Here is a 13,399-nt window from a genome sequence, read left to right on the forward strand (position 1 = left end):
AAACAGTATCTCAGAAGGATGGTTTAGATGAACTCGGTCGGAATGATCGGCTCACCCTCCGAGAGGCGGTGGGCAGCTTCCGGAAGCTCAGCCAGGGAGGCTGCGTGGCGGGCGGTTGCGCGGCGCACGCCTTCCTCACCGGTGAAGCCGGGCAGCAGTTCGCCGTTGCGAACGAAGTCCACCATGAGCGGGCGGGTGTCTTCGAGCAGGCTCGGGTCCTCGTGGGTGCCCAGAACCTCGGCGGTCGCAATGCCCATGCCGTTGAGTCGGCGGGCCGCACGCTTGGCACCACCGATAGAAGCCTTGCCAGCCGAGGCCTTAGCGACCGGCTGCATTTCACCAGCGGCGTTCTCACGCTCGACGACCTTGTACACCATGGAGGAAGTCGGCGCACCGGAACCGGTGACCAGCTTGGTACCCACGCCGTAGGAGTCCACGGGTGCTGCCGCCAGGGATGCGATAGCGTACTCGTCCAGGTCGCTGGTGACGGTGATCTTGGTGTGGGTATTGCCGAGCGAGTCGAGCAGTTCACGCACGCGTGCCGCGGTAGCGACCAGGTCGCCGGAATCCAGACGCACACCCCCGAGCTCTTCGCCAGCGAGTTCCACGCCGAGGCGGACTGCCTCGTCCACGTTGTAGGTGTCGACGAGCAGGGTGGTGCGGGCACCGAGGGAACGCAGCTGTGCCTCGAATGCTTCACGTTCGCTGTCGTGCAGCAGGGTGAAAGCGTGGGCGCTGGTGCCGATGGTGTGCAGGCCGTAGCGCAGACCAGCCTCCAGGTTGGAGGTGCCCACGAAGCCGGCGATAACGGCGGCACGTGCAGCGGAGACGGCGGCGCGTTCGTGGGCGCGGCGCGAACCCATTTCGAGGCAGGGTCGGTTGCCTGCGGCTGCGCTCATGCGGGAGGCTGCACTCGCCACGGCGGAGTCAAAGTTCAGGATGGACAGCAGGTACGTTTCGAGGACGCACGCTTCGGCGAAGGTACCTTCGACCTGCAGGACGGGGGAGTGGGGGAAGAACGCTTCGCCTTCTGCATAGCCGCGGATCTCGCCGCTGAAGGTGAAAGATTCGAGGTAGGAGAGGGTTTCTTTGTTGACGATGTTGCGGGAGGAGAGGAAGGAGAGTTCTTCGTCGTTGAAGTGGAAGTCTGCGAGGCCTTCGAGGAATCGGCCGGTGCCTGCGAGGATACCGTAGCGGCGGCCTGCGGGTAGGCGGCGGGTGAAGACTTCGAAGGTGCACTTACGGTTGGCTGCGCCCGATGCGAGTGCCGCCTGGAGCATGGTCAGTTCGTAGTGATCGGTGAGAAGAGAGGTAGTAGCCATGTGTTTATTGTAGAGGGGAATTAGGGTATTTTTCCTCTTGAGTCGGCGTGTCAATCACTACATAAAGTATTCTTGACTCTAAGTACTGTAGTATGACAAATTACCAGCACTCTGTGTGTGAACAACGCAGTCTAAACACCGCAGTAGCGCAGGACGAACACAGGGGCAACACATACCCGCCCGTATAATCAAAGGGAACCGGCCGCAAAGGAAACCAATGAACACTACCGCCGTGACCCTCTCCACCGGAACCCTTGAAGAGACCGACCTCGACACCGCCCTGGAAAACATCCTCGCCACAGACATCCCCTGGAAAGTCATCGTCTGGAACGACCCCGTCAATCTCATGACCTACGTGTCCTACGTCTTCCGCGGTCACTTTGGCTATTCCCGCGCCCGCGCCGAAGAGCTCATGCTGCAGGTGCACAACAACGGCAAGGCAATCGTCTTCACCGGCTCACGCGAAGACGCCGAAAAACACACCCAGGCAATGCACGCCTGGGGCCTGCTGGCAACCTTCGAGAAAGTAGAAAACTAATGGCGCGACCCTTCCGCCGCACCCCCGGAGGCTACACCGCCTCCTTCGAACCCGCTGAACGCGACCTGATCCGCGAACTCGCCGAAGACGTGCGCGCACTACTGCGCCCGGCAGACACCACCGCTGACGGTAGCACCGTCGACCCGCTGGAGGCGCTGGTCGGCATCACCGAAAAGCCCACCCTCCCCGCCGACAGCGCAGTAGCGCGCCTGCTACCGGCCGCAAGCAACGACGACGAGACCGCCATCGAATACCGCCGCTACACCGAACGCGACCTGCGCGAAACCAAACGCGCAAACCTCGCCATGCTCGCATTCGACATCGAATCCAGGGACCTGAGCCTGAACGAGGAACATGCCCGTGCCTGGGCTGCCGCGCTCGGCGATATTCGTCTAGTGCTCGCCGACCGCCTCTACATCGTGGACGAAGACACCGCAGAAGACATTGCGGCGTTTACCGACCCTTCCGAGATTGAGACCCAGGAAGAGTACATGGCTGTGGTGTATAACTTCGTCTCCTGGGTTCAGGACTCGCTCATGCTCGCCATGATCGACGGGCTGGATGACAAAGAAACACCCGGTCGAGCATGTGGCGAGACAACCGAGCAAGAATAGAGCGAATTTTTCGAGTTACCCCTCAAACTATCGTCATATACAACCACTTAATGGTGGTTCTCGACTCATCTAACCGCTCAACGGACTAAAAGGGTAACCTTAGCGAGTTAGCATAGAACGTGGTACCCGACCGATAACGAAGTGTAGGTGACACATGAGTGACAGCATCGACGCGACCAATCCCTACCGTGCCCGCACCCCCTGGGGTAGCCCTGCGCCCGTAGGCCCCACGGCTGCGGCACCCATCGGCGTCTTCGACTCTGGTGTCGGCGGACTCACCGTGGCACGCGCCATCATGGACCAGTTGCCTCACGAACGCATTATCTACGTCGGCGACACCGCTCACGGACCCTACGGCCCCCTCAAAATCGCAGAAGTACGCGCCAACGCGCTACGCATCATGGACGAACTCGTCGACTCAGGCGTGAAAATGCTCGTCATCGCCTGCAATACCGCCTCCGCAGCGGTGCTCCGCGACGCCCGCGAACGCTACACCCGCCAGTACGGCATCCCCGTCATTGAGGTGATTCAGCCCGCCGCCCGCCGTGCGCTCGCCGCAACCCGCAACCGTAAGATCGGTGTGATTGCGACGGAGGCGACCGTCACCTCCCGCGCCTACGAGGATACTTTCGCGATTACCCCGAACCTTGAGGTGTACTCGGTAGCATGCCCGCGCTTCGTAGAGTTCGTGGAGAAGGGTATTACCTCCGGCCCCGAGCTGCTGGAGACCGCCCGCCAGTACCTGCAGCCGCTCAAGGACGCCGGCGTGGACACCCTCGTGCTCGGCTGTACCCACTACCCGTTGCTAACCGGTGTGATTTCCTACATTATGGGTGAGGACGTCAGCCTGGTTTCCTCCGCGGATGAGACCGCGAAGGACGTGTACCGCGAACTGCTCAACCACGCCATTGAAAGCCCGGTCCCCGAGGAAAACCCGCACCACGAATTCCTCGCCACCGGCGAATCTGAGACGTTCTCGCACCTGGCGCGCCGATTCCTCGGCCCTGAGGTCACCAACGTGCGCCACACCAGCTCGGTTGCGGAACGCTACCCGACCGGCTCGCTGGCTGCACTCACTCCCGAAATGCTTACGGCACACCGCAACATCAACATCAACGAATCGGCAGATCCTGCAGAGGCGGCACGCATCTCCGTGGGCACCGAATTTTCTGGCACCATCCCTAAGGACGACACCTCATGCGTCTAACCGTTATCGGTTGCACGGGCTCCTTCCCCGGCCCCGTCTCACCGGCTAGTTGCTATATGCTCACCGCCACGGACTTCGCAGGTCGAACCTGGCGCATCATCATGGACATGGGCAACGGCTCACTCGGCATGCTCCAGCACCATATCGATCTGAGCGATATCGACGCGATTCTGATTTCGCACCTGCACCCGGACCACTGCATTGACCTGTCCGGTCTGCACGTGGCGGTCAAGTGGGATCCGCGCGGCTGGCCTAAGGGCCGTATTCCGCTGTACGGTCCCGCCGCAATTAACGAGTACCTTTCTGCGACTCACGGCCTGGACCCGGACCCGGGCATGAGCACCGAATTCGAGTACCACACCTGGACTGAGGGCGAGACCGTGCAGATAGGGCCCTTCCGTGTGGAGCCGTTCCGTGTGGTTCACCCCTCGAAGGACCCGTACGCCCTGCGTATCACCTGCAACGACCGCGAGGGCCACACCGTGTTCTCGTACTCGGGCGATACCGACCTGTGCGAGGGCCTGGTTAAGGCTGCGCGCGGCGCTGACCTGTTCCTCTGTGAGGCGGCATACCAGGAGGGTCGCGATGATGCCCTGCGCGGTATTCACCTGACTGGCAAGCGTGCCGGTGAGGCTGCCACGGAGGCGGGTGTGCGTAACCTGCTGCTGACCCACCTACCCGTGTGGAACGACCCGGATATCGCCTACGCGGAGGCGCGCAGTGCCTTCTCCGGCCCGGTCGGCATTGCCGAAATGGCGGCAAGCTACCGCATCTACCCGCGCCCGACGGAGGCTCACCCGGTCACGTCCACCCTGAATGTGGTCGAGGTGCTTGATCCGCCGCTGAATACCGCGATTGCTCTCCCTAAGCCAGAGCTAGATTAGGCGAAGCCCGAACTGGACTAGACCAAACCCGAGCTAGGCTAAAACGAGCTGGACTAGTGCAAACTGTGCTCAGTCCCGCCCACTTTTTGACATAGAATCAACAGACAGACATAAATCCCGCAGACAGATTCAAGGAGAACCCATGACTGCTACCCGCCAAGACGGCCGCGCCCTCAACGAGCTGCGCCCCATCACCATCACCCGCGGTTGGTCCCGCAACGCTGAGGGCTCCGCGCTCATCGAGTTCGGCAACACCCGCGTGCTGTGCACCGCATCCTTCACCGAGGGTGTGCCTCGCTGGCTCAAAGGTGAAGGTAAGGGCTGGGTGACCGCCGAGTACGCGATGTTGCCGCGCGCCACCAACACCCGTTCTTCTCGCGAGTCGCTCAAGGGCCGCGTGGGCGGCCGCACCCACGAAATTTCTCGCCTGATTGGTCGCTCCCTGCGCGCCGTCATCAACATGGATGAGCTGGGCGAGAACACTATTGTGCTCGACTGTGATGTTCTGCAGGCTGATGGCGGCACCCGCACCGCCTCCATCACCGGCGCATATGTGGCACTGGCTGACGCTATTTCTTGGGCGAAGGAACAGAAGATTCTGCCTGCTAAGGCGAACCCGCTGATTGATTCGGTATCCGCAATTTCGGTGGGCATTATTGACGGCACCCCCATGCTGGATTTGCCCTACACCGAGGACGTACGCGCAGAGACCGACATGAACGTGGTCGTTACCGGCAGCGGCAAGTTCGTTGAGGTGCAGGGCACCGCCGAGGGGGCACCCTTCGATCGCGACGAACTCAACAGCCTGCTCGACCTGGCGCTGGAAGGCACTGCAGAGCTGGCTCAGATTCAGCGTGAAGCACTAGCACACTAACCCGTCCCGGTAACTAGTTCCGTCGATAAGGAGAAACTATGGCAGACGCAAAGATTGTTCTGGCAAGCCACAATAAGGGCAAGCTCAAGGAACTGCGCGAAATTCTGCGCGGACGCATTGATGGCCTGGACGTTAATACCCAGGTGGTTGACGCCTCCAGCGTGAACGCACCCGATGTTCCCGAGACCGGCGTGACCTTCGCTGAGAACTCCCTGCTGAAGGCACGCGCTGTTGCCGAGGCAACTGGCCTGGTCGCTATTGCTGACGATTCCGGCCTGTCGGTGGATGTGCTCAACGGCGCCCCCGGTATTTTCTCGGCACGCTGGGCGGGTAACCACGGTGATGACACCGCGAACCTGAACCTGCTGCTGGCTCAGCTGAGCGATATTCCTGCCGAGCACCGCGGTGCGAAGTTCTGCTGTGCGGCGTCAGTCGCCTCCCCGAACGGTTTTGAGGCGGTCGAGTACGGCGAGCTGCCTGGCGAGTTGCTGACTGCACCGGCTGGGAAGGGCGGCTTCGGCTACGACCCGATTCTGCGCCCCGTGGAGCTGAACGGCGAGAACGCCCTGTATGAGGGCCAGTACGCTGGCAAGTCGTGCGCTGAGATTCCCGCAGAGATTAAGAATTCGATTAGCCACCGTGCGCGTGCTTTTGAGGCGCTAATTCCTCAGATTGCTGCGGCGCTGGCTTCCTAAAACCGTCGCTGAGGTGCCAGAGTGTACTCGCTGTGCCGGTCTCACTGCGCTGGCCTGATGGGTGAAAACGCGGGGCTGGGTGCGATTTTTTTACGCATCCCTCCAAAATCCCCCACAGGGATACCAATTAAAGGCACAATAGTGTGAGAAGCTTTACCTCAAGGTTAGTGACACCAAAGAAACTCGTCTGCTGAAGGTACCTTCGGCAGACGAGTTTTGCTATTGAAGAGCCTTTCAATGCTGCATCTGCCCCGATGCTTGCTGTCACCGACCGTGGTAGAAAAACCTGCAGCGAAAGAGACACACCGATGCTCATCCTTCTTCTGCTGATGGCATTCGCCCTTGCCGCCGGATGCTGGGCGTACTCCTACGTGTGGCGCGGACTGAACCGCCGCGTCATTGCCGCCGTGAAGGTGGTCGACCCGATGATTACGCTCGGCCCGTACATCATGGCGGCGTGGGCGGCGTTCATGGCTCTCATCGCCACGAACATCTGGGTGATCGGAACCCTGCACACCGTGCTGACGATTATTTTCTGGGTGATTGCCGTAGGTTGCCTCGGCTGGGCTGGATTCTGGCTGCTCATGCACTGCCTGGGCGGGCAGACCCCGGGCAAACGCCCGATGTGGTGGCGTGAAGCAGTTGCCGCGAAGTTCGCCTGGCGCAACCTCTCGCGGATGCCCGCCTACCTGGGTGCTCGCACCAGCATCCTGCCGGTGGAGAACCCGCACCTGACCAAACCGTATTCGGGGTCTTGGACTCGCCCGCTCGGTGCGACCATGCCCGGGTACAGCTCTAACGGTGAGTTTATTGAGGGCTTTGATGAATTCGGTCGGAAGATGCCGCATATCTACCCCGTAGGTCCTGAACCGACGATTTTGGAGATGGCGCGCTGGGGTAAATCGGTCAGCTCCGATCAGCTGTTGACAACGTTCCTGCCGACCGCTCCGTTTGAGCGTCTGCGTCTGCCCGGTACCATGACGGGCCCCTTCACCTTTGCGGGGGAGGTGCCGCACGGTGCGGTCACCAAGTGGCCTCGCCGCAGCGGTGCGAATCGTGCCTTCGGCTCTTACGCTCGTCTGGGCGAAATCACCGAGCGTAAGGTGGAGCTGCTGGTCGACCACCGCATCATTGTGGCACTGCAAACCACCCGCGAAAGCTACGAACGCCGCCACAGCTGGATGCTCGCCTTCACCGACATCGCAGACGGTGACTTCACGATGGACGCCGACGAGAACGGCAACCTGCGCATTACCTTCGGCATGGTCACCGAAGGCTACGAGACTCCGTGGGTCTTCACCAGCACCCTGAAAGACAGCCCGCCTCTGCGCCGCAAGGTACACCACGCCATGAGGGAACGCCGTGTGCTCAAGCAGAGCAGCGGCGAGCTGATGGACTGGCACTTCGTGCCGAAGCTCAGCGAGTTCCCGCATGGCCCGGTCACGAATGAGCTTCCCGAAGAGTTCTACTTCAAGTCCAATATCATGGTCACGAACCGTCACGAGAGCTCCTCGCGTGCCTCAGGTGAAGCACACTAGGGGAGTGCCTCTGCTATGAGGCGATCAGGATGGAAATGCACAGGCTGGAAGCGCCCAGACTGAATACCTCAAAAAGTTCACCCTAAAAATAAAATTCAGATACCCACAGATACTCACACACCGGCTGCTACTCCAGGGGGGGGAGTGGTAGCCGGTGCTTCTCTGTGTTCCTTCTCTGCGTTCCCAGTTTCTCGGCAGAGCCTCATGACGGTGTAGGGCCTAATGACGGGGCAGACAGAAAGCAACAACAAGCCACGATAGAATAGAAACTTAGAGCACTATGAGTACAAGCCCGGGGCATTTTCTCCCTTTCGCGAGCTTGCCGTGCTGAAAACATCTGCAGAGCATATTTGCAGAGAGCATCTGCAGGGAACACCTACAGAGAACACACAGTCATCACTTGCCGAAAGGATTCCCGTGGCGTCTTCGAACTACACCGCCCGCCACCTCTCCGTGTTGGAAGGTCTGGAAGCTGTACGCAAACGCCCGGGCATGTACATTGGCTCCACCGACTCCCGCGGCCTGATGCACTGCCTTTGGGAGATTATCGACAACTCGGTGGATGAGGCGCTCGCCGGTTTCGGTCAGTCCATTCAGGTCATTCTGTACCGTGACGGTTCGGTTGAGGTGCGCGATGATGGCCGCGGTATCCCCACCGATATTGAGCCGCGCACCGGCCTGTCCGGTGTGGAGGTCGTGTTCACTAAGCTGCACGCCGGCGGTAAGTTTGGCGGCGGCTCCTATAACGCCTCCGGTGGTTTGCACGGTGTGGGCGCTTCTGTGGTGAACGCGCTGTCTTCCCGCCTGGATGTGCAGGTGGACCGTGGCTCGAAGACCTACCAGATGTCCTTCCGCCACGGCATTCCCGGTCACTTCGAGTCCGGTCGCACCCCCAAGCCCGAAGATCCGTTCACTACCGCAACCGAGGGTACTGACGCCCTGCAGATTGTGGGTCGCGCTAAGCGCGGGGTGACCGGCACCCGTGTGCGCTATTGGGCTGACCCGCAGATTTTCACCCCCGATGCTAAGTTCAGCTACGAGGACTTGGCTGCTCGTGCGCGCCAGACCGCGTTCCTTATTCCGGGTCTGCGTATTTGCATCCGCGATGAGCGCCGCCTGCCTGGCACCCCCGGCGAGTTGGAGCCCCACGAGGAAGTTTTCCAGTACGATGGCGGCATTAGCGAGTTCGTCGAGTTCTTGGCTCATGATGAGCGTATTACCGACACCTGGCGTTTTAGCGGCAGTGGCTCTTTCACCGAGACCGTGCCCGTGCTGGGTGAGGATGGCCGCTCACAGCTGACCGATGTGGAGCGCGATTGTGAAGTGGACGTTGCGCTGCGCTGGGGTATTGGCTATGAGACGACGGTCCGTAGCTTCGTGAACATTATTGCCACCCCCAAAGGTGGTACTCACACTACCGGTTTTGAGCAGGGACTGCTGCGCGTGATGCGCAAGCACCTTGCCGATAACGCACGCAAGTACAAGGCGGGTAACGACAAGATTGAGAAGGACGACGTGCTCGCCGGCTTGACCGCCGTGCTGACCGTGCGTCTTGCTGAGCCGCAGTTTGAGGGTCAGACCAAGGAAATTCTGGGTACCCCGGCGGTCCGCCAAATCGTGTCGAAGGTCGTGGGGGATGCCCTGAAGGCTCGCCTGGAGTCGACCGCTCGTGCGGAGAAGGCTCAGGCGACCGCTCTGTGCGAGAAGGTTGTCTCTGAGATGAAAACCCGCGTCTCGGCGCGCATCCATAAGGAAACTCAGCGCCGTAAGACCGCACTGGAGTCTTCATCTATGCCCACTAAGCTGGTGGATTGCCGTTCGACCAATGTTGAGCATTCTGAGCTGTTCATTGTGGAGGGTGACTCGGCGTTGGGTACTGCGCGTCTGGCGCGTTCTTCCTCGTATCAGGCTCTGCTACCGATTCGCGGTAAGATCCTGAACACTCAGCGTGCTTCGGTGACTGATGTGCTCGCGAATGCTGAGTGCGCGGCGCTGATTCAGGTTATCGGTGCGGGCTCGGGTCGTACTTTTGACCTGGACTCTGCTCGCTACGGGAAGGTTATTATGATGACCGATGCGGACGTGGACGGTGCCCACATTCGTACCCTGCTGCTGACCCTGTTCTACCGTTACATGCGTCCGCTGATTGAGGCCGGTCGCGTGTACGCTGCGGTTCCGCCTCTGCATCGTGTAGAGGTGGTGCGCCGCGGCAAGCCGAACGAGATGGTGTACACCTACTCGGAGAAGCAGCTGCACGAGCTTCTGGAATCTTTGCAGGAGCAGGATGTGTCTTATAAGGAACCCATCCAGCGTTATAAGGGTCTGGGTGAGATGGATGCCGATCAGCTGGCTGAGACGACGATGGATCCGCGCCATCGCATGTTGCGCCGTATTCGCATTGAGGATGCGGAGGCTGCCGAGCGTGCGTTCTCCTTGTTGATGGGTTCTGAGGTGGCTCCGCGTAAGGAATTCATCATTGCGGGTGCTCATCAGCTGGATACTGAGAGTATTGATATGTAGCTTGCGGTGTACCTTACGGGGTAGTGGCGGCTGGCGTGTCACATTCTATGATTTTTCCATGATAATAATCACAATATTTCTTGGAAATCTCAGTAAAATTGGTATAACTTGGGCAAGTTTAAGCTTTGAGTGCTACTTGGATTACCTGTCACAATCCGGGAATCTGTCACCAAAATTTTGCAAAAGTGATATAAAACTGCAAAGTTTCACCCTAGTTCCGAAAGTACCTTCCAACCCCGCAAGGCACTATCGTGTTTCGTCCCTCAATCCATCCGCACGCCGAGGGATAACGTTCAAGGTACCTTTAGAGAAACGTCAAACAATAAACGTCCATACTATGCACAGTCTACTCACAGCTCCCAAGGAAAACCCTGTACCTTAGAAGCATGAGAGACACTGTGTCAGTAACTCTCGTATGCCCTCCATTGGTGGGGGACTACCCGAAATCTGGCACAAACACACATTAAGTACACACATAGTAAGGACCTATCAATGGATCCCCTTGATTTTGGTAGGTGGCAGTTCGGTATTACCACCGTCTACCACTTCTTCATGGTTCCGCTGACTCTGGGTCTGGGCCTTGTGGTGACCTACCTGTACATTCGCTACGTTCGTACCAAGAAGGACGAATACAAGCGCATGACGAAGTTCTGGGGCAAGCTGTACCTCATTAATTTCGCTATGGGTGTGGCCACCGGTCTGGTTCAGGAATTCCAGTTCGGCATGGCGTGGAGCGAATACTCCCGCTTCGTCGGCGACGTCTTCGGCGCTCCGCTGGCAATGGAAGGCCTCTTCGCCTTCTTCGTTGAGTCTACCTTCCTCGGTCTGTGGATCTTCGGTTGGGACCGACTCAAGCCTGCTGTACACGCATTCTCGCTGTTCATGGCAGTCCTCGGATCCTGGATTTCTGCATTCTTCATTCTGGTTGCAAACTCCTGGATGCAGCACCCCGTCGGTGCAGAAATGATTGAAGGTCGTCCCCGTATGACCGATATTGGCGCAGTGCTGATGAACCCCCTCGCATGGGTAACCTTCTCTCACGTCATCACCTCCGCTATTCAGGTTGCTGGTGGCTTCCTGGTTGGTATCGCATGGTACAAGCTGTGGCGTCGCCGCAAGGACGGCATCGACAAGGTCGTTGACGGCAAGGTCGTTGTTGGTGAGTCCGACAAGGGTGCACGTGACAAGGCTGATTTCCAGGTTTGGTTCAAGTCCCTGCGCCTGGGCGCTGTTGTGGGTCTCCTCGCCTTCGCAGGTATCGGTGCGTCCGGTCACCTGCAGGCACAGATGATGATTCACGAGCAGCCCATGAAGATGGCTGCTGCAGAAGCTGCGTGCCACGACGGCACCTCCTTCTCCGTTCTGACCGTCGGTGAACTCGGCGCTCAGAGCTGTGACAAGATCAACACCATCATCGAGGTCCCCGGCGTGCTGTCCTTCCTGGCACACGACAACTTCGACACCCCGGTGAAGGGTATTCAGACCCTGCTGCCCGAATACGAAGCTAAGTTCGGCACTAACCTGCCCAACAACCCGCTCTACGGTGAGCGTGCAGGTCAGAAGATCGACTACCTGCCCTCCCTCGAGGTCTCCTACTGGGGCTTCCGCGGCATGATTGGTCTGGGTGCGGTTGTACTGCCCTTCTACCTCTACGCACTGTGGGTAACCCGTAAGAAGGGTGTGGGCACCGTTCCCGAGTCCAAGCTGCTCAAGAACGTTGCAGTCTGGTCTATCATGGCCCCCTTCTTCGCTATCTCCCTCGGCTGGATCTTCACCGAAATGGGCCGCCAGCCCTTCGTTGTGGCTCCGAACCTTCAGGGTGACCCCTCGATTCACCTGTTCACCGCAGCAGCTATCTCCCCGGGTGTTTCCGGTGAAGAAATCCTCTTCTCCCTGCTCACCCTGGGTCTGCTCTACGGTGTGCTGATGGTGGTTGAGGTTTACCTGCTCATCAAGTACGTCAAGGCCGGTGTGGTGGCAGCAATGCCCGAGCTGGTTCAGTCGCACCACGAGGACGAGTCCAACGACAAGTCTAAGCGCGATGTGCTGGAGTTCGCCTACTAGGCGGGTAAGGATTGATTCACCATGAACTTTGATTTCAATATCTTTGCCGGTCAGCCTGGCTTGCCCACCCTCTGGTTTGTTGCCATTGGTGTTTTCTTCATCATGTACCTGATTCTGGATGGTTTCGACCTGGGCGTCGGTATGCTGATGGGTTCCAAGTTCACTAAGAACGAGAAGGAACGTCGTCTGCTACTGAACACCATCGGCCCTGTCTGGGACGGTAACGAGGTGTGGATTGTGTCCGGCGGTGCAGCTCTGTTCGCGGCATTCCCCATCTGGTACGCAGCCCTCTTCTCGGCTCTATATATCCCCCTGACCCTCGCGCTGGTCTTCCTGATTCTGCGCGTGGTCGCAATTGAATACCGCGGGAAGAAGAACGACGAGAAGTGGATCCGTAACTGGAACATTGCTCTGTCCGTCTCCTCCTTCGGTATCGCACTGCTCGTTGGTGCTCTGCTTGGTCTGACCTCCATGGGCCTGCCCATCAACGAGAATGGCGACCGTGTCGGCGGCGCCTTCGCATGGGTCTCCCTGCCGGTTCTGCTCGGCGGTCTGGGCTTCGTGGGCTTCTCCCTGGTTCAGGGCCTTGCCTTCATCGCCCTGAAGACTGACGGTGACATCCGCGACCGTGCCCGCAACACCCTGGTACGCTGGGCTCCTGTCCTGCTGCTGCCGATTGTTGCATGGGTTCTGGCACTGGACTTCACCACCGGTAACGGCATCTCCTGGCTGTTCACCATCCTGGCTGTGGTTGCTGTTCTGATTGCTTGGATCTCCGCAAAGGGTGGCCGTGAGGGTCGCGCTTTTGCTGGTCTGTCCGTGTTCCTCGCATTCGGCGCGCTGGCAATCTTCACCGCAATGTACCCGAACGTTCTGCCCTCCACCCTGGACCCGGCATACTCGCTCACCATTGCGAACGCATCCAGCTCCGAGTACACCCTGGGCGTTATGACCTTCGTGACCTGCCTCGGTCTGCCGGTCGTCTTCGTCTACCAGGCATGGACCTACTGGGTCTTCCGTAAGCGTCTGCACGTGGATCACATCCCCGAGGCTCACGACGCTACCGAACTGGCTGAACTGCCGACCAAGTAGCATATAGCTGATTGAAGGATCCCCCGAATTTCTCTTCTGAGAAGTTCGGGG

At 59.2% G+C, this 13,399-nt stretch carries 11 protein-coding genes; 10 read left to right on the plus strand and 1 reads right to left on the minus strand.

The window, feature by feature from the left end; translation table 11 throughout:
- Positions 1–23: 23 nt before the first annotated feature.
- Positions 24–1,322 (minus strand): nicotinate phosphoribosyltransferase, encoded by a 1,299-nt coding sequence (locus QFX05_RS02230; RefSeq protein ID WP_279740551.1) that lies wholly within the window; start codon positions 1,320–1,322, stop codon positions 24–26.
- Between the two features lie 217 nt (positions 1,323–1,539).
- Here QFX05_RS02230 and clpS point away from each other — a divergent pair, with 217 nt between their 5' ends.
- From clpS to cydB, 10 genes are all read left to right on the plus strand, one after another.
- Positions 1,540–1,860 (plus strand): ATP-dependent Clp protease adapter ClpS, encoded by a 321-nt coding sequence (clpS, locus tag QFX05_RS02235; RefSeq protein WP_279740553.1) that lies wholly within the window; start codon positions 1,540–1,542, stop codon positions 1,858–1,860.
- Positions 1,860–2,474 carry a DUF2017 domain-containing protein gene (locus tag QFX05_RS02240; RefSeq protein WP_279740555.1) on the plus strand — a complete coding sequence of 205 codons (615 nt, stop codon included), beginning with the start codon at positions 1,860–1,862 and terminating at the stop codon, positions 2,472–2,474. The genes clpS and QFX05_RS02240 overlap by 1 nt, the downstream gene beginning before the upstream one ends.
- 154 nt (positions 2,475–2,628) lie before the next feature.
- Positions 2,629–3,681 carry a glutamate racemase gene (gene murI / locus QFX05_RS02245; protein WP_279740557.1) on the plus strand — a complete coding sequence of 351 codons (1,053 nt, stop codon included), beginning with the start codon at positions 2,629–2,631 and terminating at the stop codon, positions 3,679–3,681.
- On the plus strand, positions 3,672–4,565 hold the full coding sequence (locus QFX05_RS02250; protein WP_279740558.1) for an MBL fold metallo-hydrolase: 894 nt from the start codon (positions 3,672–3,674) through the stop codon (positions 4,563–4,565). Before murI ends, QFX05_RS02250 begins: the two co-directional genes overlap by 10 nt.
- Positions 4,566–4,707: 142 nt before the next feature.
- A complete protein-coding gene (gene rph, locus QFX05_RS02255; RefSeq protein WP_279740559.1) occupies positions 4,708–5,439 on the plus strand; it encodes a ribonuclease PH in 732 nt (243 codons plus the stop codon).
- Positions 5,440–5,477: 38 nt separating this feature from the next.
- Positions 5,478–6,134 (plus strand): non-canonical purine NTP pyrophosphatase, encoded by a 657-nt coding sequence (locus QFX05_RS02260; RefSeq protein WP_279740560.1) that lies wholly within the window; start codon positions 5,478–5,480, stop codon positions 6,132–6,134.
- A 308-nt stretch (positions 6,135–6,442) separates the two neighbouring features.
- Positions 6,443–7,672, plus strand: coding sequence for an RDD family protein (locus QFX05_RS02265; protein ID WP_279740562.1), 1,230 nt, complete (start codon positions 6,443–6,445; stop codon positions 7,670–7,672).
- 417 nt (positions 7,673–8,089) lie between these two features.
- Positions 8,090–10,192: a DNA gyrase/topoisomerase IV subunit B gene (locus QFX05_RS02270; RefSeq protein WP_279740564.1), complete on the plus strand. Its 2,103-nt coding sequence runs from the start codon at positions 8,090–8,092 to the stop codon at positions 10,190–10,192.
- Between the two features lie 492 nt (positions 10,193–10,684).
- Positions 10,685–12,256, plus strand: a complete 1,572-nt coding sequence (locus QFX05_RS02275) for a cytochrome ubiquinol oxidase subunit I (RefSeq protein WP_279740565.1) — start codon at positions 10,685–10,687, stop codon at positions 12,254–12,256.
- A gap of 21 nt (positions 12,257–12,277) precedes the next feature.
- Positions 12,278–13,348 carry a cytochrome d ubiquinol oxidase subunit II gene (gene cydB, locus QFX05_RS02280; RefSeq protein ID WP_279740566.1) on the plus strand — a complete coding sequence of 357 codons (1,071 nt, stop codon included), beginning with the start codon at positions 12,278–12,280 and terminating at the stop codon, positions 13,346–13,348.
- Positions 13,349–13,399 lie beyond the last annotated feature (51 nt).

Source organism: Rothia similimucilaginosa, assembly GCF_029850875.1.
GTDB lineage: Bacteria > Actinomycetota > Actinomycetes > Actinomycetales > Micrococcaceae > Rothia.

Bases quoted from the DNA above. Each gene is read 5' to 3' on its own strand.
- clpS (WP_279740553.1), top strand. From the start codon at position 1,540: ATGAACACTACCGCCGTGACCCTCTCCACCGGAACCCTTGAAGAGACC.
- cydB (WP_279740566.1), top strand. From the start codon at position 12,278: ATGAACTTTGATTTCAATATCTTTGCCGGTCAGCCTGGCTTGCCCACC.
- QFX05_RS02240 (WP_279740555.1), top strand. From the start codon at position 1,860: ATGGCGCGACCCTTCCGCCGCACCCCCGGAGGCTACACCGCCTCCTTC.
- QFX05_RS02260 (WP_279740560.1), top strand. From the start codon at position 5,478: ATGGCAGACGCAAAGATTGTTCTGGCAAGCCACAATAAGGGCAAGCTC.
- QFX05_RS02230 (WP_279740551.1), bottom strand. From the start codon at position 1,322: ATGGCTACTACCTCTCTTCTCACCGATCACTACGAACTGACCATGCTC.
- QFX05_RS02250 (WP_279740558.1), top strand. From the start codon at position 3,672: ATGCGTCTAACCGTTATCGGTTGCACGGGCTCCTTCCCCGGCCCCGTC.
- murI (WP_279740557.1), top strand. From the start codon at position 2,629: ATGAGTGACAGCATCGACGCGACCAATCCCTACCGTGCCCGCACCCCC.
- QFX05_RS02275 (WP_279740565.1), top strand. From the start codon at position 10,685: ATGGATCCCCTTGATTTTGGTAGGTGGCAGTTCGGTATTACCACCGTC.
- QFX05_RS02265 (WP_279740562.1), top strand. From the start codon at position 6,443: ATGCTCATCCTTCTTCTGCTGATGGCATTCGCCCTTGCCGCCGGATGC.
- rph (WP_279740559.1), top strand. From the start codon at position 4,708: ATGACTGCTACCCGCCAAGACGGCCGCGCCCTCAACGAGCTGCGCCCC.